Annotated in this window: 21 protein-coding genes; 14 read left to right on the top strand and 7 right to left on the bottom strand. The window is 67.3% G+C overall.

Translation table 11 applies throughout. The annotated features are described in order from the left end of the window. The first annotated feature begins 55 nt into the window (after positions 1–55). Positions 56–1,717, top strand: a complete 1,662-nt coding sequence (locus tag AC1DOP_RS12665) for a 3-(methylthio)propionyl-CoA ligase (protein ID WP_477251503.1) — start codon at positions 56–58, stop codon at positions 1,715–1,717. A gap of 12 nt (positions 1,718–1,729) precedes the next feature. Here the strand turns inward: AC1DOP_RS12665 and AC1DOP_RS12660 are convergent, their stop codons facing one another. Further along, entirely contained in the window at positions 1,730–2,818 is a 1,089-nt protein-coding gene (locus AC1DOP_RS12660) for a DUF4272 domain-containing protein (RefSeq protein WP_477251501.1), read from the bottom strand. A 113-nt stretch (positions 2,819–2,931) separates the two neighbouring features. Between AC1DOP_RS12660 and AC1DOP_RS12655 the strand changes: the two genes are divergently transcribed. Genes AC1DOP_RS12655 through AC1DOP_RS12645 form a run of 3 tightly spaced genes read left to right on the top strand, consistent with a single transcriptional unit; the run spans position 2,932 to position 6,146 of the window. Next, complete coding sequence (locus AC1DOP_RS12655) at positions 2,932–3,342, top strand: GntR family transcriptional regulator (protein ID WP_442121301.1); 411 nt, start codon at positions 2,932–2,934, stop codon at positions 3,340–3,342. Further along, positions 3,339–4,280 carry an ABC transporter ATP-binding protein gene (locus AC1DOP_RS12650; protein ID WP_477251499.1) on the top strand — a complete coding sequence of 314 codons (942 nt, stop codon included), beginning with the start codon at positions 3,339–3,341 and terminating at the stop codon, positions 4,278–4,280. The genes AC1DOP_RS12655 and AC1DOP_RS12650 overlap by 4 nt, the downstream gene beginning before the upstream one ends. 18 nt (positions 4,281–4,298) lie before the next feature. Continuing rightward, a complete protein-coding gene (locus tag AC1DOP_RS12645; protein WP_477251497.1) occupies positions 4,299–6,146 on the top strand; it encodes a hypothetical protein in 1,848 nt (615 codons plus the stop codon). A 3-nt stretch (positions 6,147–6,149) separates the two neighbouring features. Here AC1DOP_RS12645 and AC1DOP_RS12640 read toward each other — a convergent pair whose 3' ends face one another. Further along, entirely contained in the window at positions 6,150–6,788 is a 639-nt protein-coding gene (locus AC1DOP_RS12640; protein ID WP_477251495.1) for a glutathione S-transferase family protein, read from the bottom strand. Between the two features lie 109 nt (positions 6,789–6,897). On the opposite strand from AC1DOP_RS12640, the gene AC1DOP_RS12635 reads away from it, so the two are divergent. The 6 genes from AC1DOP_RS12635 to AC1DOP_RS12610 all read left to right on the top strand — a co-directional run bounded on the left by AC1DOP_RS12635 (position 6,898) and on the right by AC1DOP_RS12610 (position 13,390). Next, positions 6,898–7,722, top strand: a complete 825-nt coding sequence (locus AC1DOP_RS12635; RefSeq protein ID WP_477251493.1) for a DUF6597 domain-containing transcriptional factor — start codon at positions 6,898–6,900, stop codon at positions 7,720–7,722. 37 nt (positions 7,723–7,759) lie between these two features. Then, a complete protein-coding gene (locus AC1DOP_RS12630; RefSeq protein ID WP_442121533.1) occupies positions 7,760–8,575 on the top strand; it encodes a DUF817 domain-containing protein in 816 nt (271 codons plus the stop codon). Between the two features lie 6 nt (positions 8,576–8,581). Beyond that, the gene (locus AC1DOP_RS12625; RefSeq protein ID WP_477251491.1) at positions 8,582–9,382 is read left to right on the top strand and encodes a hypothetical protein; all 801 of its coding nucleotides are present in this window, start codon (positions 8,582–8,584) and stop codon (positions 9,380–9,382) included. 16 nt (positions 9,383–9,398) lie between these two features. After that, on the top strand, positions 9,399–9,905 hold the full coding sequence (locus AC1DOP_RS12620; RefSeq protein ID WP_477251489.1) for a GNAT family N-acetyltransferase: 507 nt from the start codon (positions 9,399–9,401) through the stop codon (positions 9,903–9,905). A 73-nt stretch (positions 9,906–9,978) separates the two neighbouring features. After that, entirely contained in the window at positions 9,979–12,078 is a 2,100-nt protein-coding gene (locus AC1DOP_RS12615; protein ID WP_477251487.1) for a 3-hydroxyacyl-CoA dehydrogenase NAD-binding domain-containing protein, read from the top strand. Positions 12,079–12,184: 106 nt separating this feature from the next. Continuing rightward, positions 12,185–13,390: an MFS transporter gene (locus AC1DOP_RS12610; RefSeq protein WP_442121309.1), complete on the top strand. Its 1,206-nt coding sequence runs from the start codon at positions 12,185–12,187 to the stop codon at positions 13,388–13,390. A 59-nt stretch (positions 13,391–13,449) separates the two neighbouring features. On the opposite strand, the gene AC1DOP_RS12605 is transcribed toward AC1DOP_RS12610, so the two are convergent. The 4 genes from AC1DOP_RS12605 to AC1DOP_RS12590 form a co-directional block, all read right to left on the bottom strand. Then, positions 13,450–13,653, bottom strand: coding sequence for a hypothetical protein (locus tag AC1DOP_RS12605; protein WP_442121310.1), 204 nt, complete (start codon positions 13,651–13,653; stop codon positions 13,450–13,452). A gap of 17 nt (positions 13,654–13,670) precedes the next feature. Next, positions 13,671–15,062: a gluzincin family metallopeptidase gene (locus tag AC1DOP_RS12600; RefSeq protein ID WP_442121311.1), complete on the bottom strand. Its 1,392-nt coding sequence runs from the start codon at positions 15,060–15,062 to the stop codon at positions 13,671–13,673. Between the two features lie 419 nt (positions 15,063–15,481). Further along, entirely contained in the window at positions 15,482–17,182 is a 1,701-nt protein-coding gene (locus AC1DOP_RS12595) for an MFS transporter (RefSeq protein ID WP_442121312.1), read from the bottom strand. A 160-nt stretch (positions 17,183–17,342) separates the two neighbouring features. Then, on the bottom strand, positions 17,343–18,356 hold the full coding sequence (locus tag AC1DOP_RS12590) for a tyrosine-type recombinase/integrase (protein ID WP_477251484.1): 1,014 nt from the start codon (positions 18,354–18,356) through the stop codon (positions 17,343–17,345). Between the two features lie 238 nt (positions 18,357–18,594). Here AC1DOP_RS12590 and AC1DOP_RS12585 point away from each other — a divergent pair, with 238 nt between their 5' ends. The 3 genes from AC1DOP_RS12585 to AC1DOP_RS12575 are packed head-to-tail and all read left to right on the top strand — an operon-like array spanning position 18,595 to position 20,621. Next, on the top strand, positions 18,595–18,897 hold the full coding sequence (locus AC1DOP_RS12585; RefSeq protein ID WP_477251482.1) for a Dabb family protein: 303 nt from the start codon (positions 18,595–18,597) through the stop codon (positions 18,895–18,897). 13 nt (positions 18,898–18,910) lie between these two features. Beyond that, positions 18,911–19,693 (top strand): SDR family oxidoreductase, encoded by a 783-nt coding sequence (locus AC1DOP_RS12580; protein ID WP_477251480.1) that lies wholly within the window; start codon positions 18,911–18,913, stop codon positions 19,691–19,693. Between the two features lie 25 nt (positions 19,694–19,718). Continuing rightward, positions 19,719–20,621 (top strand): SDR family oxidoreductase, encoded by a 903-nt coding sequence (locus AC1DOP_RS12575; RefSeq protein ID WP_477251478.1) that lies wholly within the window; start codon positions 19,719–19,721, stop codon positions 20,619–20,621. On the opposite strand, the gene AC1DOP_RS12570 is transcribed toward AC1DOP_RS12575, so the two are convergent. After that, positions 20,587–21,513: a LysR family transcriptional regulator gene (locus tag AC1DOP_RS12570; RefSeq protein WP_477251476.1), complete on the bottom strand. Its 927-nt coding sequence runs from the start codon at positions 21,511–21,513 to the stop codon at positions 20,587–20,589. The two genes, AC1DOP_RS12575 and AC1DOP_RS12570, sit on opposite strands and share 35 nt — an antisense overlap. 122 nt (positions 21,514–21,635) lie before the next feature. Between AC1DOP_RS12570 and AC1DOP_RS12565 the strand changes: the two genes are divergently transcribed. Further along, complete coding sequence (locus tag AC1DOP_RS12565; protein ID WP_477251474.1) at positions 21,636–23,012, top strand: MFS transporter; 1,377 nt, start codon at positions 21,636–21,638, stop codon at positions 23,010–23,012. The last annotated feature ends 27 nt before the right edge of the window (positions 23,013–23,039 follow it).

Below are 23,039 nucleotides of genomic sequence, written 5' to 3'. Positions count from 1 at the left end.
TGACGCTTTCCGCAAGGCCGTCCCACACTCGGCCGCAACGACCACAGGAGGCCCGATGCAGTCCTATCCACAGAGCCCCGTCACGGGGCAGATGATGAGCCAGCCGCTCTCGATCTCCAGCATCATCCAGTTCGCCGCGCGGCACTACGGCGGCAGCGAAATCGTCTCGCGGCGCGTCGAGCCCGACCTCACGGACCTGCACCGCTACAGCTACCGCGACTGCGAACTGCGGGCCCGCCGCCTGGCGCGGGCGCTGGTGGAGCGCGGCATCGCGATGGGCGAGCGGGTCGGCACCCTGGCCTGGAACGGCTACCGCCACCTCGAACTCTATTACGCGGTGTCGGGCACCGGCGCGGTCCTGCACACCATCAATCCGCGCCTGCATCCGGAGCAGATCGCATATATCGTCAACCATGCGGAAGACCAGCTGCTGTTCTTCGACCTGACTTTCCTGCCGCTGGTCGAGGCGATCGCGCCGCACTGCGCGAGCGTGAAAGCCTTCGTGCTGATGAGCGATCGCGCCCACATGCCGCTTGAAACGCGCATCCCGAACCTGCTCTGCTACGAGGAACTGATCGAGGCCGCGTCAAGCGACTACAGCTGGCCCCTGTTCGACGAGAACGCCGCCGCCGCCCTGTGCTACACCTCGGGCACGACCGGCAATCCGAAGGGCGCGCTGTACTCGCACCGCTCGACCGTGCTGCATGCCTACGCATCGGCGATGCCGAACGTGCTGAACGTGTCGGCCCGCGACACCGTGCTGCCGGTGGTGCCGATGTTCCATGTGAACGCCTGGGGCTTGCCGTACTCGGTGCTGCTGTCGGGCGCCAAGATGGTCTTCCCCGGCGCCCAGCTGGACGGCAAGTCGCTGTACGAGCTGTTCGAGCGGGAGGGCGTGACCTTCTCGGCCGGCGTGCCGACCGTGTGGTTAGGCCTGATCAACTACGCGCTGCAGAACGGGCTGCGGTTCTCGACCTTCCGCCGCACCGTGATCGGCGGCTCGGCCTGCCCGCCGGCGATGATGAATACCCTGATCGACCGCTTCGACGTGCAGGTCATCCACGGCTGGGGCATGACGGAGATGTCCCCGCTCGGCACCACCGGCGGACTGCTGGTCAAGCACCTCGCGCTGCCGAAGGAGGAACAGCGCAAAATCCTGCAGAAGCAGGGTCACGCGATCTATGGCGTCGACATGAAGATCGTCGACGACGACGGCGTCGAGCTGCCCTGGGATGGCGTGCGCTTCGGCCACCTGCTGGTGAAGGGGCCGTGGATCGTCGCCAGCTACTTCCGCGACGAAGGCGGCGACGTGCTGCAGGACGGCTGGTTCCCGACCGGCGACGTCGCCACCATCGACCCGGACGGCTTCATGCAGATCACCGACCGCAGCAAGGACGTGATCAAGTCCGGCGGCGAGTGGATCGGGTCGATCGACCTGGAGAACATCGCGATGGCCCATCCGGCCGTGATGCAGGCGGCCTGCATCGGGGTCCATCATCCGAAGTGGGACGAGCGGCCGCTGCTGGTGGTGGTGCGCCGGCCCGGCGCGCAGCTGACGCGGGAAGAGCTGCTCGGCTTCTTCGAGGGGAAGATCGCGAAGTTCTGGATGCCGGACGACGTGGTGTTCACCGACAGCCTGCCGCTGGGCGGCACCGGCAAGATCCAGAAGAACCGCCTGCGCGAGCTGTACCGGGACCACCGCCTGCCCGGGACCTGAACCAACCGGGATTCAGGTGGGCGTATCGGTGTCGTCCCAGCCGGCGTCTTCGAAGCAGGTGAGCCAGTTGAGGCTGTGGTGGCGTTCCGAGACCACGCCCGGATCGACGCCTTCCGGCAGCGGCTTGCCTTCCTTCCTGGCCTGGCGCACCAGCCAGTGCAGGCGGTAGTGCAGGTCGAGGGCATCCAGGATCCCGGCCGGCGGGCGCAGCGTGAGCTTGTCGCCGGCGACGTCCTCGAGGCGTTCCAGCAGGGTGCGCGCGGTCAGCGCGGCGTCGCAGGGCTGGTCCGGCCAGGGCAGGTCGCCCAGGCCCAGCGCCCATTCCAGGGTCTTCAGGCTCTCGTAGCGCCATGAGAACCGGGCCAGTTCGGCGGCATCCGGCTGTTCGACGGCCATGAAGGCGGCTTCGTCGGGGCTGAGAACCTGGCTCAGGCCCGGCAGCTTGCGCTCCAGTTCCTCCGCCGGCAGCGGATTCCCGCTCGCCAGCGATTCCGCCCTGAGCGCCACCGCCAGCAGGGCGACGGCGCGGCGTCCGGCTTCCGGTATCCCGCGCAGGCGCAATTCCGGTTCGGCGACCAGCGGCGGCAGGTGGGGCGAGGGCTGCAGGCCGCGGGCGGACAGCAGGGCTTCGGTGGCGGCCTTGCGCCGCGCTGCGGCGGCCGGGTAGGGCACGACGGCATCCGCTTCGGCGGCGCCGTCCTTGCTCGACACCAGCACCTTCAGATGCGGGTCGCGCGGCTGGCCGTCCGGCAGTTGCAGCAGCGCGTTGGCGGCCAGCGCCCAGTCGGCGAGGGCGGCGATGGCGGCGGCATCGGTGCGCACGACGCCGAAGCTGAGCTGGTGGCGGGTGCGCTGGATATGGCGCATGACGTGGTAGCGGGTGCTGCTCATCTTGCCGCCGCCCAGCGACTGCAGGTAGTGCAGGAAGCCGCCGAGTTCGCTGCGCAGCTCCGGATCGCCGCTGTCGCGTCGTCCGTGCAGGCGGTGCGGGAAGGGAGGCGGCGGCACCTCGTTCAGGGTGCAGTAGGCATTGACCAGCAGCTCGTCCTGGATGGCGGCGGCCTGGCGCGGTGCGAAGAGTTGTTTCAGCTGTTTGAACATCGTTGGGCTTCGGTAAGGCATTCGGGACGCCGCATTGTCCTCCATTCTTTCCTGCTTGACCACAGCTTGAGCCGGTGCTACTGTACTATCTGTTCTAGTACAGTGAGGTTCCTATGAATCGGCGTGCTCCCCTGATGCTGCAGATCGTCACCGGCGATCCGCGGCCCATCATCCGCCAGATCACCGACGGCATCAAACGCCTCGTGGCCGGCGGCGAGCTGCTTCCCGGCGACGCCCTGCCCAGCGTGCGCGGCCTGGCCCAGCAGCTCTCCATCAACCCGAACACGGTGGCCAAGGCCTATGCCGAGCTGACGGCCGAGGGCTGGCTGCTGTCGCGCGCCGGCCTGGGGCTTTACGTGGCCGAGCAGCGCCAGCGCCTGTCGGACGCCGAGCGCGCACGCCGCCTCGACGAGGCGGTCGACCGTTTCGTCGGCGACGTCATCGGACTCGACTATCCGGCCGACACCATCCTCGACCGCGTGGCGGGCGAGCTTTCTCAATACGAAAACAAGAAATCGGCATGAACGACCATCCAAGCGAATTCGTCATCGACACCGAAGACCTGTGCCTGCAATTCAGGGGCAAGCTGGCGCTGGACCGGCTCAGCCTGCGCCTGCCGCGCGGCGGCATCCATGCCTTCGTCGGCGCCAACGGGGCCGGCAAATCCTCGCTGTTCCGCGTGCTGCTGGGCTTCGAACCCCTGACTTCCGGTTCGGCGCGCGTGCTGGGCCACGACTGCGGCCGGCTCTCGCCGGAACTGCGCGGCCGCATCGGCTTCGTCAACGAAGAGCACACGCTGCCCGGCTGGATGCGGGTGCGCGACCTGATGCGCATGCAGCAGCGCCACTACGAACAGGACGGGCGGCAGCGCTGGAACGGCGCGCGCTTCGACGAGGTGCTGTCCCACTTCAATGTGCTGCCCGCGCAGCGGGTCGGCGAACTCTCGCGCGGCGAACGCGCCGGCCTGAACCTGGCGCTGGCCCTGGCCCAGGGCCCGGAACTGCTGATCCTCGACGAGCCGACCCTGGGCCTGGACGTGGTCGCCAAGCGCGCCTTCCTGGACGCGATGCTCCAGACCAGCATCGACGACGGCTCGACCATCGTCTACTGCTCGCACCAGATGGACGAGATCGAACGCGTGGCCGACAACCTGGTGATCCTCGAACGCGGCAGCCTGCGCACCATGAGCGGGCCGGACGACTTCTGCGAACGGGTGCAGCTGTGGGTGGCGGAGTTCCCCTTCAAGGCGCCCGAGGTGCGCGAGATGCCGGGCGTGCTGCAGGTGCAGCAGCTCGACGGCCTGACCCACATCGTCACTTTCGACCAGCAGGACGGCGCCGCCTTCGAGGCCCGCCTCAAGCTGCTGGGCGCGCGCCGCGTGCAGGCCATGGCGCTGGGCCTGGACCGCGCTGTCAACGCCTTCCTCTCCCATGGACATGCCGGCGCCCGCCGCGCCGCTTAAGCTTAAGGAATACAGCAAATGATCGAACTGTTCTTGTCCGAGCTGCGGCGCTTCCGGAATGCCGCCGCCATCTACTTTGCCGCCAGCCTGGTGCTGGTCACGGTGCTGAACCAGCCCGTCGACATCGCCAACGGCATGAAAGAGCTGCATGCCATGGTGCTCCTGCTGTATGCGCTGTCCGGACTGGGCTTCGGCCTCTACCAGTTCGGCAGCTACCGCCAGCCGAGCCGCTGGATCTGGCTGCAGCACCGGCCGCTGCACCGCGGCCGCATCCTGGCGGGCATCGCACTCGCCTCCGTGCTGCTGATCGCGCTGGCGGTGGCGCTGCCCCTCTTCATCGTGCTGGGTCTGCAGGAACGGCTTACCCAGCGGGTGGTCGACGTCCGCCATTATGCCGGCGTGATCTACCTGGTCCTGTCGACGGTATCCGCCTGGCTGGCCGGCGCCTACATCATGCTGCACCGCAGCCGCTGGGCCTTCGTGATCCTGGTGCTGCCCATCCTGCTGACCGTGCACCTGGCTGGCTACGGCACCGTGCTGGCGCTGGCGCTGGCCTGCAATGCGGTGCTGCTGTTCCTGGTCTACACAGTGTTCCGGCCGAACCGCTATACCGGCGACGATGCGGTCGCCACCATCGCCTCGGCGGTGCCGCTGCAGCTGAGCTTCTACATCGCCCTGTTGTGGGGCGGGTCGATGCTGTTCCAGGTCGGCCAGATGATGGCGGGCGTGCACCCGCTGTCGGGCGGGCAGGCGTTGGCCGGCGGCCTGGTGGAGGCGCAGCGCTTCACGCCGCGCGAAGCCGTGCAGGCGGGGCTGGCGGGCGCGTCGGACCCGCGTGCGGCCGGCTGGCGCGCAGGGCTGGCTGCGGGTGATGCCACTTCGGTCGGTCCGCAAGTTCGTGGGTATGCGGTGCGGAACCTCATCTCGAACCGGGGCCGGGTCGAGTTCTACGACGATCTACAGCAAGTATGGACCTTCAGCCAAGACCGCATGCTGTACCGAGGCCGCCATCTGCGTCTCGGCACACCGTCCGGCTGGCTCGGCGCCGGCGGCGTGGGCGACGCCACGCCATTCGATTCGCAGGCGATGCCGATTGGTGACAACCAGCGCAACGGCTATCTCGTCAACGCTCACGACCTGTATGCGCTGAGGCATGGCAGCCTGCGCATGACCCATGTTCTTCATGTCGAAGGCGCCGAGCAGCAGGGCGCCGGTGTCGCCGTGCTGGGCCGCCGCACCGCCATATTGACAAACCGCCGCGTGCTGCTGCTGCAGGACGGCGGCGGCCAGCCGGTCCCGGTCGCCTCCATCCCGCTGCCGCTGCCCTTCGGCGACATCCAGCGGGTCGATGCGGCGCCGGTGGCGGACGGCACCCTGGTGAGTTTCACCGCCGGCAACCGCCGCTACGATGGCGTCGGCGCGGCGCCCCAGGTGATGTATCTGGTGGATGCCGGCGGCCGGATAACGGAAGTCGCGCGGCGCGAGCTGGCCCATGACTTCCCGGCGCTGTTCGAGCACAAGGACTGGTGGATCTCGCCGCTGCTGCAGGCGGTGGTGAGCCTGCCGGACCTGCTGATCGACAAGGGTGCGGTGCCGGACTACGGCGCCAGCCGCTTCGCGCCGCTGCTGCTCGAGCGGCCGGCCGTGGCCTGGACGGCGGCCGGCGTGCTGGCGCTGCTGTCCGCCCTGGGCGCCCTCTGGTGGACGCACCGCGCCGCGCTCGGACCTCGGCCCCGCCTGGCCTGGTGCCTGGCCTGCCTGCTGCTGGGCCTGCCGGCGCTGCTGTCGCTGATGGTGCTGCAGCCGCGCGCCGCGCGCCAGGCGCCGGCGCGCAGCAAGGAAGCGGCGGCGCCGGCGGCGGCCTGAGACTCAGGCGGCCTGCGCCGCCGCCAGCCCGGCATCCATGTCGATGACCCGCTGCGCGCAGGGCCGCGCATTGAAGCGTGCGACGTAGTCGACGAACTCGGGCAGCGCTGGCACCAGCTGGAAGGCCGAGGTCCAGGCCAGGGCATAGCCCCACAGGATGTCGGCCGCCGAGAAGCGCTCGCCCAGCAGCCAGGGGCCGGCGCGCAGCTGTCGGGTGAGCGTGGACAGCATGGTGTCGTAGTCGCCGTAAGGGCAGGTCGAGGACGGCACCGCTTCGTGCTTCATCGCGCGGTCGACCACCGCGGGTTCGAAACAGGAGCCGTAGAAGGCCATCCAGCGCAGCCAGGCGCCGCGCTGCAGTTCGTCGACGGCCGGCGCCAGGCCGGCCTGCGGGAACAGGTCCGCCAGGTAGATTATGATGGCGGCCTGCTCGGTCACCAGCACTTCGTCCTGTCCCTGCGCGACGCGCAGGGCCGGCACCTTGCCCATCGGGTTGATGGCCAGGTAGCGCGGCGTGTGGGTCTCGTTGGTCTTCAGGTTCACGGTTTCAATCGTGTAGGGTGCGCCCAGCTCCTCGAGCAGGATGCGGACGGCGCCGGAGCGCGAATGCGGGGCGTGGAACAGGGTGATGCTGCGGTTCATGGCGTCCTCGTGGTGAGTAAGGACGCTCAGGATAGGCTCGCATAGAATTGCCGTCTTGTAAAAACGCGAATGCTAGAATCCCGGCAGACGATCCCATGAATGGCACCCGATGACACCGCTCGCAACCGTCCAGGACCGCCCGAAAGGCGTGGTCGCGCCCGCCCAGGCGCGCAAGATGTTCCGCATGGAGCGCTATCTGCCCGCGCCCGGGCTGGCGCCGTTTCTCGACCATTTCTGGATCGTCGAATGGGACGTCGGCGACCAGCCGCCTTACGTCCAGCGCACCCTCCCGTATCCCTGCGTGCACCTGGTGTTCGACCGCGTCCGCAGCGGTATCTGGGGCGTGCCGACCGGCGCCTTCGACTACGAGCTGAAAGGCGCGGGCAAGGTCTGCGGCCTGCGCTTCCGGCCCGGCGCCTTCCGCGCACTGCTCGGCAAGCCCCTGCATACCATTACCGACCAGGTGCTGGCCCTGTCCGCGGTCTTCCCCTGGGATGAAGCCGACACCCGGGACGCCGTGCTGGACTGCCCGGACGACGCCGGCATGGTCGCCGCCTGCACCCGCTTGCTGGCCCCGCTGCTGCCGGCGCCCGATCCCCAGGTCGAGCGCATCGCCGCCATCCTGCGGGTGGCCGAGACCACGCCCGGCCTGACCCAGGTCGAGCAGCTGGCCGAGGCCGCCGGATCGAGCGTGCGCAGCCTGCAGCAGCTGTTCAGCGACTACGTGGGCGTGAGCCCGAAGTGGACCATTCGGCGCTTCCGCCTGCACGAAGCGGCCGACCGGCTGGCCGGCGGCGAAACCGACCTGGCCGCCCTGGCCCAGGAACTCGGCTACTTCGACCAGGCCCATTTCAGCTCGGATTTCCGCAAGCTGGTCGGCCAGCCGCCATCGCACTACCTGAAACGCGAGCGCGACAGCGCCCGACCATCCTGATCGAGCCGGCATGCTATCCGCCATCGACAGCTTCCTGATGGACGACCGCCCGCGGCCACTGGCCGGCCTGCGCCGCGGCCTCGTGGAGTTCCTGTACTTCGGCGTCAAGGAGGCGCGCGCCTGCCTGTTCGTCGGCCTGTTCTTCGCCGCGATCTTCCTGATGCCGCGCGCCGGCCTTTGGGGAGTCCCGCGCTACGACCTGCTATTGGTGGTGGCGATCGCGATTCAGCTGTGGATGGTGAAGGTCAGGCTGGAGACCTGGGACGAGCTGAAGGCGGTCTGCCTGTTCCACGTGGTCGGCTTCGCGCTGGAAGCCTTCAAGGTGTCGGGCAGCGTCCAGTCCTGGAGCTATCCGGACTTCGGCTATACCAAGATCTTCGGCGTGCCGCTGTTCTCGGGCTTCATGTACGCGGCGGTCGGCAGCTATATCGTGCAGGCCTGGCGCCTGCTCGACCTGCGCATCCGCCACCATCCGCCTTACTGGATGGCGACCACGATTGCGATCCTGATCTATGTGAACTTCTTCACCCACCACTATATCGGCGACTACCGCTGGTACCTGGCCGCCTGCGCCCTCGGCCTGTATTCGCGCACCACGGTGGTGTTCCGGCCCCTCGACCGCGACCGCCGCATGCCGCTGATGCTGGGCTTCGTGCTGACCGGCTTCTTCATCTGGATGGCCGAGAACATCGGCACCTTCTGGGGCGTGTGGCGCTATCCGAACCAGCTGGGCGCCTGGTCGGTGGTCCACATCAGCAAATGGAGTTCGTGGTCGCTGCTGGTGATCATGACCTTTACCATCGTGGCCAGCCTGAAGCATGTGAAGGCCAAGATCCATATCGCCGAGGAGTGAATTATCGTGATCCGAACGGATAAGGACGGCAAGGTCCAGGGGGCGCATCATGAAGCGATGCTGGCGCGGGAAGATGGCAGGTACGAGGATGCCTTGCGCCACCTGCTCGACGTTTACGCGCTGGTGATGGCGGACGGGCAGGACGAGTACGTGGGTCATCTCGACCTGCTCGAGTGGATATTCCTGCTCGAGGTCTACCCGCCGGCGCGCGATGCCTTGAGCCGGCTGCGCGAGGAGCAGGGCCGCCGCCTGCTCGCCGGCGACGTCTTCTACGGTGTCCGCCATGCCGAGTACTCGCCGCAGCCCACGCGCTTCGGGCTGGTCGCGCAGATCGGCGACATCCTCGAGGATTCGCGCGCGACCTACGAACTGTTCGTACAGTTCGATGCGCTGATGCCCGAGCATGCGCGGCGGGAGGCGTTCATGGCCTTGCCGGCGGTGGTGGAGGCGGGTGATTTTGTCCTCGGCGAGCGCTTCCTGCCGGATCCGATGGGTTTCCTGCCCTACTTGAACGAAACGGTCGGCGGCCAGCGCTTGCTCACGCCTACGCACGCTGCACCGAGGCTCATCGCGGAGCTGTTCAACTTTGCGAAAGACCTGCGGCTGCGCGCCGCGATCCTGCGTGGCCGCGGCCGCGACGCCGAGGCCCGGGCGCTGGTCGATGCCGCGTTGGCAGGCCTGGCCACCGAGGAAATGCGCGGCCTGGTCAGCCAGGAACTTGAAGCGCCGGGCGCCATCATCCGTGCCCTGACCGCGCACCAGATGGCCCGGAACGAAGCAGCAAGCCAGCATTCGTCCACTAACTGAGAACCGGAAAGAACCGATGGAAACCGAACGCCTAATACTGCGCCCCTTCACCCTCGACGATGCCGAAGCCTGGCTGCCCCTGATCACGCTGCCGGAGATCATCCGCTACACCGGCGACACCCCGGTCTCCACGGTCGACGAAGCGCGCGAGATCCTGCGCACCCGGCCGCTGCGCGACTATGCGATGCACGGCTACGGCCGCATGGCGGTGGTCGAAAAGAGCAGCGCACGCCTGGTCGGCTTCAGCGGCCTGAAATACCTGGAAGATCTCGATGAAGTCGATGTCGGCTACCGCTTCCTGCCGGATTGCTGGGGCAAGGGCTACGCGACCGAGAGCGCGCGCGTGCTGATGGCGCAGGGCGTTCGCGAGCACGGCGTCAAGCGCATCGTCGGCATGGTACATCCGGAGAATGCGGCGTCCGGCCGGGTGCTGGAAAAGCTGGGACTGGTCTACGAGCGCCCGCTGGAGCTGGCAGGCCACGGCGTGGCGTACAGGCTGTACGCGACCGCAGCTGCGGAATAACACGACCGTACTTTTATCGCTTATAGTGCCTGTTGCAGTTTCAACATACGAAAATCCACCCAAGGGAGACCCCATGAGCGCCGATTACCAGGTCCAGAACAACGTCGCCGTCATTACGCTGAACAACCCGCCGGTCAACGGTCTTGGGCTGGCGACGCGCACCGCCGCCGTGGAGGCGCTGCAGCTCGCGGAAGCCGATCCCATGGTCAAGGCGATCGTGATCACCGGCGCCGGCAAGGCCTTCTCGGGCGGCGCCGACATCCGCGAATTCAATTCGCCCAAGGCCCTGACCGAACCGACCCTGCACACCCTGATCCGCACCGCGGAAGGTTCAAGCAAGCCGGTGGTCGCTGCCATCCACAGCGTCTGCATGGGCGGCGGCCTGGAGCTGGCGCTGGGCTGCAACTATCGCGTGGCCCTGCCGGGCGCCCAGATCGCGCTGCCGGAAGTAAAACTCGGCCTGTTGCCGGGCGCCGGCGGCACCCAGCGCCTGCCGCGCGTGATCGGCCTGGAGGCCGCGCTGGACATGATCGTATCCGGCAATCCGGTATCGTCCGAGAAGCTGGCCGGCAGTCTGTTCGACGAGGTATTCCCGGCCGGGACCGACCTGGTGGCCGCCGCCGTCGATTTCGCCAACAAGATGGCTGAGGTCCGTCGCCCAGGCGCACCTCCGCTGCCGAAGGTCCGCGAGCGCAAGGTCGAACATGCCGACGCCCAGGGCTTCCTCGATGCCGCCCGCGCCAGGGTGAAGGCCGCTGCCGGGGCCTTCCCGGCGCCGCTGGAATGTGTCGAGACCATCGCCGCCTCGGTGAATATGCCCTTCGAAGAGGGCTGCAAGTTCGAGCGCTCGCGCTTCATCCACCTGACCCAGACCGTCGAATCGAAGGCCCTGCGCCACGCCTTCTTTGCCGAGCGCGCTGCCGGCAAGGTCCCGGACGTGCCGTCCGATACGCCGGTGCGCGAGATCGGCTCGGCCGCCGTGATCGGCGCCGGCACCATGGGCGGCGGCATCGCGATGAACTTCGCGAACGCCGGCATCCCCGTCACCATCCTCGAGACGAAGCAGGAGGCGCTGGACAAGGGCCTGGCCACGATCCGCAAGAATTACGAGAACACGGTCAAAAAGGGCAAGCTGGCACCGGAAAAATTCGAGCAGAGGATGGTCCTGGTGAAGGGCAGCCTCGACTACGCCGACATCGCCCAGGCCGACATCGTGATCGAAGCGGTGTTCGAAGACATGGGCGTCAAGGAGAGCGTGTTCCGCCGGCTCGACCAGGTGATGCGCCCGGGCGCCATCCTGGCGTCGAACACCTCGACCCTGGACCTGAACAAGATCGCTTCCTTCACTTCCCGCCCGCAGGACGTGATCGGCCTGCACTTCTTCAGCCCGGCCAACGTGATGAAGCTGCTCGAGATCGTGCGCGGCGCGCAGACCGGCAAGGATGTGCTGGCCACCGCCCTGGCGCTGTCGAAGAAGCTGAAGAAGATCGGCGTGGTGAGCGGCGTCTGCGACGGTTTCATCGGCAACCGCATGGTCGAGCAGTACATCCGCCAGGCCGGCTTCCTGCTCGACGAGGGCGCGCTGCCGCAACAGGTCGACCGCGCGATCGAAGGCTTCGGCTTCGCCATGGGCCCTTTCCGCATGGGCGACCTGGCCGGCAACGACATCGGCTGGGCCATCCGCAAGCGCCGCGCGCTCGAGATGCCGGAGGTGGCCTACTCGAAGACCGCCGACCTGCTGTGCGAAGCGGGCCGCTTCGGCCAGAAGACGGGCGGCGGCTGGTACGACTACCAGGCCGGCGACCGCACGCCGCATCCTTCGCAATGGGTCGACGAAATGATCGTCCAGCACTCGAAGGACCTGGGCATCCAGCGCCGCGAGATCGCCGACCAGGAAATCGTCGAGCGCCTGGTCTACGCCCTGGTCAACGAGGGCGCGAAGATCCTGGAAGAGGGTATTGCCCTGCGCGCCTCCGACATCGACATGGTCTACCTGACCGGCTACGGCTTCCCGCTCTACCGTGGCGGCCCGATGTTCCATGCCGATACCGTGGGCCTGGCCAATGTGCTTGCCGCGATCGAGAAATATGGGCGGGCTTATCATGGGGAGGCCTGGAAGCCGGCTTCCTTGCTGCAGCGGCTGGCGGCCGAGGGGCGGGGATTCAATAGCTGATTCGTGGCCCCGCATGCGCGCGGTACGACGGTAACAAAGATGCCCCTGATGCGCCCATGGCCTCGCTCATGTTAGGCTCGATATCCTTACCGTACTCGAGCCCGATGTGAAAAATGCCCTCCTGATCGCGACCGCCTGCCTGCTCGGCCTGCTGTCGACGACCGGCGCTTCGCTGCCTTACCCGATCCTGCCGCCGCTCTTCGCGGGTGTGGAAACTGCGGGCGCCGCCAACGGTCTGACCAGCTTCCTCAACCTGCCGCCCAAGCTGCTGTTCGCCATCGCCCTGATGGTCAATCCGATCGGGCTGCTGATCGGCACCGCCGTGCTGGGCTCGCTGTCCGACCGTTTCGGCCGCCGTCCGCTGCTGCTGTGGACCGCGGCCGGCGCGGCCGTCGGCCATGTGCTGACCGCCTGGGCGCTGGCGATGGGTTCCTATCCGCTGTTCCTGCTGGCGCGCTTCGGCACCGGCCTGCTGGAAGGGCAAGGCGCCATCGTCCGCGCCATGCTGGCCGACCGGCTGGAGGGCCCGGTGCGCAACCATGCGCTGTCCTGGCTGAACGGCTCGTTCACCCTGGGCTGGCTGTTCGGCCCCTTGCTGGCCGGGCTGACGATAGCCTTCGGCATCACCGTGCCTTTCTATATCGCCGCCGGCGCGCTGCTGCTGGGGACGGCGCTGGTGGCGATCAGCCTCAAGCGCGAACCGAGCGCCCACGGTCCCGGCTGGTGGGCGGTGGCGCGTGAAAAGCATGCCTTCAACCTGCTGCGCCACGACGGCCTGCGCATGCTGTTCGTGGTCCAGCTGGCCTACACCTGCGGCGTGACCGCCTTCTACGAGTTCTATCCGCTGTGGCTGGTCGAGGTCGGCCGCTACGATACCCGTGCAATCTCGCTGGTGAACGTCGGCATGTGCGCGCTGATGAGTTTCACGGCTGTTTTTGCCGGACGGCAAAATCGTGACGATCCCCTGCGCCGCGCCGCCTTCCTGGCGGTGGCGGTGGCACTGGCGATCGCCTCGCTGGGCACCGGCCAGCTGTGGATCGGCCTGGCCGGCATCATGCTGTTCGGCCTGCCGCATGCCTGCTACAACGCGGTGATCCAGGTGTGGGCGGCGGACCGTTTCGGCGGCCACGGCCAGGGCGCCGTGATGGGCCTGCTGTCGACGACCTTCTGCCTGGCGAACATCCTGATGGCGGCGGCCGGTGCGGTGCTGACGCTGTTCGATACGCGGCTGGTACTGGTGGCGGGGGCGATGCTGACGGCCTGGGCCGCAATGCGGATGAGGGCGTGGAGCAGGGCGCCGGCGCTCCAATAGCCGCGTCGCCGCGCCCCGCGCCCCGCACCAGCCGGCCATGCACCGGCGCGGGCTACTTGCTAGTACATCTTTCTGCGCACCAGAATCGGCAAGCCGCTGGCGTCGTGGCGCCCGATAATCTCGTGCGTCACGCCACGCGGCAGCTTGCCATCCTTGTCCGGCAGCGCAGCCTCGCCACGCTCCACGATGCCGCGGACATAGGCCTGCGACTCCACGGTGTCGGGGACGATGCTGTTACCCGGGTTTCGCTCTCGCTCGTTCATTTCCGTCAGCGCCTCCGTCAGTCGTGTTTCAGGCCGCAATCGCACAACACGCGCTTGAGCTGCAAGGCGCCGTTGGCTTTCACCAGCCTGTGGGTCTTCAATCCCGACAAGGGATCGATACGGTCGGCGTCGCCGACCGCCCCGCTGAGATCGACTCGCCCTTGCTTGAATAGTTGCTCCACGAAGCCGCGCGCCGCAACTTCGGAACTAGGCACCTGGACCGGGACGACGTCGGTGAGGGATGCGTGGGCTGCGAATTGGCGCGGTTGCGAAGGCGCTTCCACGAGCAGCGCCTGGTCGCCGAGTCCGTATTGCTTACCGTCGAGGGCGAGATGCGTAGGGGCATGGGAAACCGGCGCCGCTGCTCCCGCCGCCCGGCGCGACAGGGTCTTTGCCGCCTCGACCAGAGTCCGGACAGAAGCCGCCGAGGTCACGGACAGGATGCCGCGCTTGACGAACGCCGCCTTCAGCGGACGTGAGAATGCGGGATCGATCTGGCCCCCTGCCTGCACCATGCCGCCGGCCACTTGGCTGTAGAAATCGGAAGCGGCAGCGGCGCTGCGCACACCGGCGACCAGGATGTCGCCCATCTGCTCACTGACTTTCAGTAGCTCGTCTTCCGTCGGAGCCGCCGGATCACGGGCAGCCGCCAGCAGCATGCCGGCCAAGGCATCCAGGAAGGCGCCCGTGAAGACGCGCGAGAAGGAGTGCGGCTCCGCCGAAAGGGCCGATGCCGGGCCGGACGACGGGAGGGATAGCGGAGGCACGTACATGAAGCGGTTCGACGCATTGCGCAGGCAGTCCGGGTCTACAGCGTTAGGGGAGATTTCGCGTATGGCGTGGCCGAGTTGTTCCGCCAGCCGTGACAGCCGCGAACTCCGGTTGAGGTAGCCGCCGGTTTCCGACATGACGGCAGTACGCATCAGGGGCAACTGCAATGCCGACAGGATCGAGCTCATGTCCCCGAACGATTCATGGAAGGCGCCCACCTCCATGGCGGCGATATTCCACAAATCCGGCCTGATCGCATCCAGGATGGCGTGGCCCATCTCGTGACAGAGGATGTCGGGGCTTTCGCCAGAAAACACCGTGCCACCTCCGGGGATATTGCCGTGGAAGAATTTCAGCCCGGTCCGATCGTAGAACGCATTGAAGTCTTCCCCTTCGTCAAGGAAGATTTGCATCTCTGGACCGATGTCTTCAAACCACGTCAGCTCAGGGATCCGCGCCTGCCAGAAATCGGCTCCGCGCCGCAAGGATTCCGCGGCGTTCCAATAGCGGAAACTGGGGGTACCTACGGAGTAGAACCCGAGAGGAACCGCGTCGTCCTGGATTTGGTAAGACAGTTTGCCATTGTCCAGCGACGGTGCCGGACGCTGGATCGGGGTTCCATTTTCAGGGTCATCCATCCACGCATTGACTCCCCCATCGTGCATGACCACTTGGTTGAGAGTGTCGGGAATTCGCCTAGGCAATGGAGTTCTTTTTGAAATCCTTGGATTGAGTTGTTGCGGCATTTCCATTTCCCCCTTCAGAACAGGATAGATCGATGATCGAGTGAGTCAGGACAACGGGTACGCAACTAGTTGGAATAGGAAGTCAGGCGAGAGAAACGCCAGTGGCGAGGCAAGGTACCCGCCTGTGCAAGCGTAGGTATGCGGGGCTTGTGAAGTTTGATGTGAATCAAAGGTGTGGGACGGCCGAGATTGGGATACGTGCTCGGGTTCCAGTGGAAGAATGGTGGAGATGCCGCTAGTAGACATCGTCTCGCGCCCTCGTTGGCGCGCACAAGAAAGGTGGGCACGAGGGTGCCCACCACAACGCGGTGTTAATCGGCCGCGTAGATATTGTTGTTCTTCGTCTCGCGCACGAACAGCATGCCGATCACGAAGGTGATCGCCGCGATGACGATCGGATACCACAGGCCATAGTAGATGTCGCCTTTCGCCGCCACCATCGCGAAGGCGAAGGTCGGCAGCAGGCCGCCGAACCAGCCGTTACCGATGTGGTAGGGCAGGGACATCGAGGTGTAGCGGATCCGGGTCGGGAACATCTCGACCAGCATCGCCGCCACCGGGCCGTAGACCATGGTCACGTACAGCACCAGCACGAACAGCAGCCCCACTACCATCGGCTTGTTGATCGTGGCCGGATCGGCCTTGGACGGGTAGCCGGCGGCCTTCAGGGAGGCGCCCAGGTCGGATTTCAGTGCGGCTTCGCGGGCCTTGCTGGCCTTGTCGAGGTCGAGGCCGTCCGGCGTCTTGGCGGCGGCGAAGGACGGGTAGACCTTGTCGCCGATGTGGACGCTGGCGACGGTGCCGGCGGGCGCATCCTGGCGGGTGTAGCTGACCGAGGCGGCGGTCAGCTGGGCGGTCGCGATGTCGCAGGACGAGGAGTAGATTTCCTTGCCGGTCGCCTTGAACTGGAAGTGGCAGTCGGCCGGGTCGGCCACCACCACCACCGGCGAGTTCTGCAGGGCGGTGGCCAGGGCCGGGTTGCCGTAGCTGGTCAGGCCCTTGAAGATCGGGAAGTAGGTCAGGGCCGCGATCAGGCAGCCGGCCATGATGATGGGCTTGCGGCCGATGCGGTCGGACAGCGAGCCGAAGATCACGAAGAAAGGCGTGGCCAGCGCCAGTGCGACCGCGATCATGATGTTGGCGGCGGCGGGTTCGATCTTCAGGGTCTGGGTCAGGAAGAACAGCGCATAGAACTGGCCGGTGTACCAGACCACGGCCTGGCCCATCACCACGCCCACCAGGGCCAGCAGGGCGATCTTGGCGTTACCCCAGGTGAGGAAGGCTTCGGACAGCGGCGCCTTCGAAGTCTTGCCCTCGGCTTTCATCTTGGCGAAGGCAGGCGACTCGCTCATCGACATCCGGATCCATACCGAAATGCCCAGCAGCAGCACCGACACCAGGAAGGGAATGCGCCAGCCCCAGGCGTCGAAGGCCTTGGTGTCCATCGAGGTGCGCACGCCCAGGATCACCAGCAGCGACAGGAAGAGGCCGAGCGTGGCGGTGGTCTGGATCCAGGAGGTGAAGTAGCCGCGACGGCCTTCCGGCGCATGCTCGGCCACATAGGTGGCGGCGCCGCCATACTCTCCGCCCAGGGCCAGGCCCTGCAGGATGCGCAGCGAGACCAGGATGATGGGCGCGGCGATGCCGATCGAGGCGTAGCCGGGCAGCAGGCCGACGATGAAGGTCGAGCCGCCCATGATGAGGATGGTGACCAGGAAGGTGTACTTGCGGCCGATCATGTCGCCGAGCCGTCCGAACACCAGCGCGCCGAAGGGGCGCACGATGAAGCCCGCGGCGAAGGCCAGCAGGGCGAAGATGAAGGTGGTGGTGGGGTCGCCGACGAAGAACTGCTTGGCGATCACTGCGGCGAGAGAGCCGTAGAGGTAGAAGTCATACCATTCGAAAACCGTGCCGAGGGAAGACGCAAAGATGACCTTGCGTTCTTCCCGGGTGAGTCCGCCGGCGGAAGGCGCTGCCTTTCCGCCGGCTGTCATGCCGGGGGTGATAGCCATTGTAGTCTCCGTAATGAGTTGTATTGTCAATGGGTAGCCGATATTTACGCCAGCTACGGCAGCGACTCTGCGCCGCGAAACTTACGCGATGCTTGCTCCAAACTTACACGAAACTTACAGATGAGCCGTTCGGCTGCCTCCTCATGCGCACTGGATGGAATCAGGCGTCCTTGTCCTTTGGACCGGGTTCCGGCGCCTGGGTTTCCGGATTAACTTTGGCGTACTTATAAGCCTCCGCGGATCGTTCGAGCGCGAGGCCCAGCGCGGTGGTCAGCTCGCTTTGGGGCGTGCCCTGGCGCAATTGCTGCGAGGCGAAGGTATTGCGCAGGGTGCGGCCGCCGGCGCGCGGGACGGCCAATCCCGCGCGTTCGAAGCTCGCCTTGACCTGGCGGTAGACGGTGGCCTTGTGCAGCGCTTCGCCCTCCAGGTTGGCGGGAAACACCAGTTCGCCCGGAATCTCGAGCGCCTGCCGCTCGTCCAGCCAGGCCAGCAGTTCGGCGACGCCTTCCTTCGGCAAGGTGGTGGCGTGCTCATAGCTGGTGCGGTGCTTGTGCGCGGGCGTGATGTCGAGCCGCAGGCCGCCTTCGACGTCGGGCTGGCGGCCGATCTCGTCCACCAGCAAACCGATCGCCTCGGCGACCCGCAGGCCGGCCAGCGCCATCGTCACCTGCATCGCGCGGTCGCGGCGCCGCTTCCAGCCCGAGGCCTTGCCCTGGTCGTCGGCACGGTGGCCGGGCAGGGCGGCCAGGAAGCGCTCCAGCTCGTCCGCGTTGAGGGCGCTCATCGGGGCGTCGCGGGTGATCTGGGCGCGGTCGATGCCGACGATGGCTTCGCGCGCCGGGTTCGGCGCACTCTGCAGGTATTCGTAGCAGCGCTCCAGCAGGCGCAGGTAGCGGTAGGCGATCTTGCTGTTCAGGTCGCGGTGGCCGTCGTGGGCCAGTTGCACGAAGCGGTGGAGGTCGCGCGCCGTCACGGTCGAGATCTTCAGGCGCTCCTCCAGCATCCAGGCGGCGAACTTCCCGAACATGAATTTATAGATGGCGGCGGACTCCGGCGACACCGGCTTCGGATTGTCCTCGCGCTGGCGGCTCGAGGTCAGCACGAAGTCGGGCGAAGCGACGAAGGCGGCGAAGCGTTTGACGGGATCGGCATCCCAGGCGGCGAGGTGGTCCATGCCGTATTCTGCAACTAACCGAGAGCGTATGCAAATGGAAGGCGTGCGCACGCGGCGGTGGCAGCGGGAGCGGCCGGTCAAGTCTTTTTGCAACTAACCGACAGGCGGATCACAACAAGCCAAAACCCAGCCACCAGCACGACAGGGCAGGCAAATCCACTGCGCTCGCCATCCAGGCGCCCAAGCGTTATGCTTCTCGCTATCCGCTCAATCACATTTGAAACAAGGAAGAAAACTCATGCTGAAGCACATCGTCATGTGGAAACTGAAAGAACACGCCGAAGGCGCCGACCGCGCGGCCAATGCCCGCGAAATGAAGCGCCGCCTGGACGAGTGCGCCGATATCGTCCCCGGCATCCACAAGTTCGAAGTGACCCTGGCCCAGCCGGGCCTGGAAGCGACCTATGACGTGGTGCTGTACTCGGAGTTCGCGGACAAGGCCGCGCTCGAAGCCTATGCCAAGCACCCGACTCACCAGGCCCTGGTGCCCTTCATCGGCGCGATCCGCGAAGCGCGCCAGTGCATGGACTACGAAGTCTGAGCGGGAGGCCGCCATGCGCACCGTAAGGGAACTGTTTTCGCTGGAAGGCAAGACCGCCGTGGTGACTGGCGGCTCGCGCGGCCTGGGCCTGCAGATGGCCGAAGCGCTGGGCGAGCAGGGCGCGCGCGTGCTGGTCGCGGCGCGCATGCAGGCCGAGCTCGACGAAGCCTGCGCCCACCTGGCGGCGCGCGGCATCGAGGCGTGCAGCATCGCCGCCGACCTGTCCGACGAAGCGGCGATCGGCGGCTTTGCCGAGGAGGCACTGCGGCGCCTGGGCCAGGTCGACATCCTGGTCAACAATGCCGGGGCAACCTGGGGCGCCCCGGCCGAGGAGTTTCCGGTCGAGGCCTGGGACAAGGTCATGAACCTGAACGTGCGCAGCGTCTTCCTGCTGTGCCAGGCCTTCGGGCGGCTGTCGATGATTCCGCGCGGCCGGGGACGCATCGTCAACATCGCCTCGATCGCCGGATTGGGCGGCAATCCGCCGGGCACCATGCAGACGATCGCCTACAACAGCTCGAAGGCGGCGGTGATCAACTTCACCCGCACCCTGGCCGGCGAATGGGGCCGCTACGGCATCACGGTGAACGCGATCGCGCCGGGCTTCTTCCCCTCGAAGATGACCCGGGGCATACTGGCGGCGGTGGGTGCCGACAGGCTGGCGCAGCAGGCACCGCTGGGCCGGCTCGGCGACGACGAAGACCTGAAGGGCGCGGTGGTCCTGTTCGCGTCCGATGCGGGCAAGCACATCACGGGGCAGGTGCTGGCCGTCGACGGCGGCGTGTCTGCGGTCTGATCCGCGCGGCGCAGGGAGAAAAGCAATGAAGCAGTTCGCAGGACGGGTAGCCGTCATCACCGGCGCGGGTAGCGGCCTGGGCCGTGAATTCGCCAACACGGCGGCGGGGCTGGGCATGAAACTGGTGCTGGCCGACATCGACAAGGAAGCGCTGGAGCGTGCCACCGACGAGTTGCAGGCCGGCGGCGCCGAGCTGCTCTCCATGGTGGTCGACGTCGGCAAGGGCGAGCATGTCGAAGAGCTGGCGGATGCCGCGATGATCCGCTTCCACGGCGTGCACCTGGTGTTCAACAATGCCGGGGTCGGCGCGGGCGGCCTCATCTGGGAAAACAGCCAGGCCGACTGGGAATGGGTGCTGGGCGTGAACCTGTGGGGCGTGGTCCACGGCGTGCGCGTGTTCACGCCGATCATGCTGGAATGCGCCCGCCGCGATCCCGCTTACGAAGGGCACATCGTCAACACGGCCTCGATGGCCGGACTGCTGAATCCGCCGGCGATGGGCGTCTACAACGTCTCCAAGCACGCCGTGGTATCGCTGAGCGAAACCCTTTACCACGACCTGCGCCTGGTCGATGCCCCGGTCCAGGCCTCGGTCCTGTGCCCATACTTCGTGCCGACCGGGATCGGACATTCGGAAGCCCACCGTCCGCACGGGCTGCAGAATGATGCCGCGCCGACGGCCAGCCAGCGGGCGGCCCTGGCCCTGATCAACAAGGCGGTGGAGGCCGGCAAGGTGACGGCGGCTGAGGTCGCGGCCATCACCTTCGACGCGATCCGCGAAGGGCGGTTTTACATCTATTCGCATCCGCAGGCGCTGGGCGCGGTGGCTGAACGCATGGATGCCATCGTCCACGGCAAGCCGCCGGCGGACGCCTATGCGGCGACGCCCCAGCTCACCCAGATGCTGCAGTCGCAGCTGAAGCGCTAGCTGCCGGGGCACTGGTCTCGAGCAGCAAGCCACGCAGCCAGCGGTGGGCCTGGTCGGCGTCCATGCGCGGATGCCACAGCATCGAGACCGATATTCCGGGCACGACGAAAGGAAGCGCGAAGCTGGCCATGCCTTCGCGCAGCCGGCCGGTATGACGCTCGGGGACGGTGGCCACCAGGTCCGATCCGCGCGCGAGCGCGAGCGCGGCCGCGAAGCCGCCGACCGCGGCGGCGATGCGGCGCTGCAGGCCGAGTGCATCGAGGGCATCGTCGACGCTGCTCCGTTCGCGCCCGCGCCTGCTCACCAGCACATGCCTGGCCGCCGCATAGGCCGCAGGCGTGATCGCCGTGCCGGCCAGCGGATGATCCTCACGCACCACGCCGACGAAGCGGTCCTCGAACAGGATGCGGGTGCGCAGTTCGGGGCTGGCGGCGCCGCCCACCACGCCGGTTTCCAGGTCGACGCTGCCGTCGCGCAGCGGGGCGCTGTCCTTGTCCGTCTTCTGCACGAAGCGCAGGCGCACGCCAGGCGCCTCGGCGGCGGCGCGCGCGACGAGCAGCGGCCCGAAGTTCTCGACGAAGCCGTCGCTGGTGCGCAGGACGAAGCTGCGCTCCAGCCGTCCCAGGTCGAGCGGCACGGCGGGACGTAGCACCGCCTTTGCTTCTTCGACCAGCGGACCGATACGGTTACGCAGCTCGAGCGCCCGCGGCGTCGGCACCAGGCCGCGGCCGGCGCGGACCAGCAGCGGATCGCCGGTGGTCTCGCGCAGGCGTGCCAGCGCGCGGCTCATGGCGGACGCGCTCAGGCCCAGCCGGCGGGCGGCGCGCGCGACATTGCCTTCGGCGAGCAGGACGTCGAGGGTGACGAGGAGATTCAGATCGGGCGTCGACATCGCGCCAAGATAGCACGCCGGCTCGGGATATGGCGTTCCATGCACTGATCGAGTGCAAATGCTGCGTCTTCCGCCATGCGTGCACTGCGACTAGGCTCCCGGTATCGACCTTGAAGGGAGCCATGGACATGAAAACGCATTCCGCCATCCTCGCCAGCCTCTCGCTGAGCGCGCTGCTGTCCTCGCTCGGGACCAGCATCGCCAACGTGGCCCTCCCAGCGCTGGCACAGGCTTTCCAGGCGCCGCTGCCCGCCGTGCAATGGGTCGTGCTGGCCTATCTGCTCGGTGTATCGGGACTGGTGGTGGTGGCCGGCCGGCTCGGCGACCTGGTCGGAAGAAAACGGCTGCTCTTGGCGGGCATCGCCATGTTCAGCCTTGGGGCCGGGCTGTGCGCCGCGGCGCCGTCGCTGGCGCTGCTGGTCGCTGCGCGCCTGCTGCAGGGCGCCGGCGCGGCGGCGATGATGGCGCTGACCATGGCGGCGGTCAAGGATACGCTGCCCGCGGCGGAGACCGGGCGCGCGATGGGGATGCTGGGCACGGTATCAGCGGCCGGCACCGCCCTCGGGCCTTCGCTCGGCGGCGTGCTGGTCGCCGGCTTTGGCTGGCCGGCCGTGTTCCTGCTGCAGGGTGCTTGCGGCCTGGCGGCGTTCGCCTGCGCGGCGCGCTTCCTGCCCGCCGATCTCTCCCCGCGCGCCAGGCCGCGCTTCGATCATGTGGGCACGCTGCTGCTCGCGCTCACACTGACCGCCTTTGCCCTGGCAACGACGGTCGCTGCCGCGCCGCGCGGCCCGCTTGTGGCGCTTGCCGCCGGCGCTGCGATCCTGTTCGTCCACGCCGAGCGGCGTAGCGCCGCGCCGCTGGTGGAGCCGGCCCTGTTCCGCGATCCCGTGCTCGCCGCCGGCGTCCTCACGAGCATGCTGGCGACGGCGGTCGTGATGGCAACGCTGGTAGTGGGTCCCTTCTATCTGACCGGCGTCCTGGGTCTCGAAGCCGGGCGGATGGGTCTCGTGATGGCGGCCGGGCCGGTCGCCGCGGCGCTTGCGGGCCTGCCGGCCGGGCGTGCCGTGGACCGGCTGGGTGCGCGCTGGAGCGCACTGGCCGGCCTGGCCGGGATGCTCACCGGCGCCTGCCTGTTGTGGCTCCTGCCGCCGTCGACCCCGGCCGCCTATGTGGCGTCGATTGCCGTGCTCACCGCCGGCTACGCGCTGTTCCAGGCCGCGAACAATACGGCGGTGATGTCGGCTGCCGTGGAGGAGCAGCGCGGACTGGTTTCCGGACTGCTGAACCTGTCGCGCAATCTCGGCCTGATCGGCGGCGCCGCCGGCATGAGCGCCGTCTTCATGAACACGGCGGCGGACGGCGGTCAGGCGGCGGTCGTGGCCGGTTTCCGGTCCTGCTTCGGCCTGGCTGCTGTCCTGCTCGGCCTGGGATGCGTGCTAGTGATCGTCCTACAATGGTCCGGGAAGTCATCCTATTCGCCCGGCGCCCGGGGGCGCTAGGATAGTTTCATCGGTAATCGCACCAGG

Source organism: Massilia sp. 01N410, from assembly GCF_056399665.1.
This window is presented reverse-complemented; position numbering and strand designations above follow the sequence as displayed.

Excerpts from the sequence above, each read along its gene's own strand:
- AC1DOP_RS12615 (WP_477251487.1), top strand. The coding sequence starts at position 9,979 with ATGAGCGCCGATTACCAGGTCCAGAACAACGTCGCCGTCATTACGCTG.
- AC1DOP_RS12600 (WP_442121311.1), bottom strand. The coding sequence starts at position 15,062 with ATGGATGACCCTGAAAATGGAACCCCGATCCAGCGTCCGGCACCGTCG.
- AC1DOP_RS12635 (WP_477251493.1), top strand. The coding sequence starts at position 6,898 with ATGACACCGCTCGCAACCGTCCAGGACCGCCCGAAAGGCGTGGTCGCG.
- AC1DOP_RS12570 (WP_477251476.1), bottom strand. The coding sequence starts at position 21,513 with ATGTCGACGCCCGATCTGAATCTCCTCGTCACCCTCGACGTCCTGCTC.
- AC1DOP_RS12650 (WP_477251499.1), top strand. The coding sequence starts at position 3,339 with ATGAACGACCATCCAAGCGAATTCGTCATCGACACCGAAGACCTGTGC.
- AC1DOP_RS12605 (WP_442121310.1), bottom strand. The coding sequence starts at position 13,653 with ATGAACGAGCGAGAGCGAAACCCGGGTAACAGCATCGTCCCCGACACC.
- AC1DOP_RS12580 (WP_477251480.1), top strand. The coding sequence starts at position 18,911 with ATGCGCACCGTAAGGGAACTGTTTTCGCTGGAAGGCAAGACCGCCGTG.
- AC1DOP_RS12665 (WP_477251503.1), top strand. The coding sequence starts at position 56 with ATGCAGTCCTATCCACAGAGCCCCGTCACGGGGCAGATGATGAGCCAG.
- AC1DOP_RS12595 (WP_442121312.1), bottom strand. The coding sequence starts at position 17,182 with ATGGCTATCACCCCCGGCATGACAGCCGGCGGAAAGGCAGCGCCTTCC.
- AC1DOP_RS12585 (WP_477251482.1), top strand. The coding sequence starts at position 18,595 with ATGCTGAAGCACATCGTCATGTGGAAACTGAAAGAACACGCCGAAGGC.
- AC1DOP_RS12640 (WP_477251495.1), bottom strand. The coding sequence starts at position 6,788 with ATGAACCGCAGCATCACCCTGTTCCACGCCCCGCATTCGCGCTCCGGC.
- AC1DOP_RS12565 (WP_477251474.1), top strand. The coding sequence starts at position 21,636 with ATGGACATGAAAACGCATTCCGCCATCCTCGCCAGCCTCTCGCTGAGC.
- AC1DOP_RS12660 (WP_477251501.1), bottom strand. The coding sequence starts at position 2,818 with ATGTTCAAACAGCTGAAACAACTCTTCGCACCGCGCCAGGCCGCCGCC.
- AC1DOP_RS12590 (WP_477251484.1), bottom strand. The coding sequence starts at position 18,356 with ATGGACCACCTCGCCGCCTGGGATGCCGATCCCGTCAAACGCTTCGCC.
- AC1DOP_RS12620 (WP_477251489.1), top strand. The coding sequence starts at position 9,399 with ATGGAAACCGAACGCCTAATACTGCGCCCCTTCACCCTCGACGATGCC.
- AC1DOP_RS12630 (WP_442121533.1), top strand. The coding sequence starts at position 7,760 with ATGGACGACCGCCCGCGGCCACTGGCCGGCCTGCGCCGCGGCCTCGTG.
- AC1DOP_RS12655 (WP_442121301.1), top strand. The coding sequence starts at position 2,932 with ATGAATCGGCGTGCTCCCCTGATGCTGCAGATCGTCACCGGCGATCCG.
- AC1DOP_RS12575 (WP_477251478.1), top strand. The coding sequence starts at position 19,719 with ATGAAGCAGTTCGCAGGACGGGTAGCCGTCATCACCGGCGCGGGTAGC.
- AC1DOP_RS12645 (WP_477251497.1), top strand. The coding sequence starts at position 4,299 with ATGATCGAACTGTTCTTGTCCGAGCTGCGGCGCTTCCGGAATGCCGCC.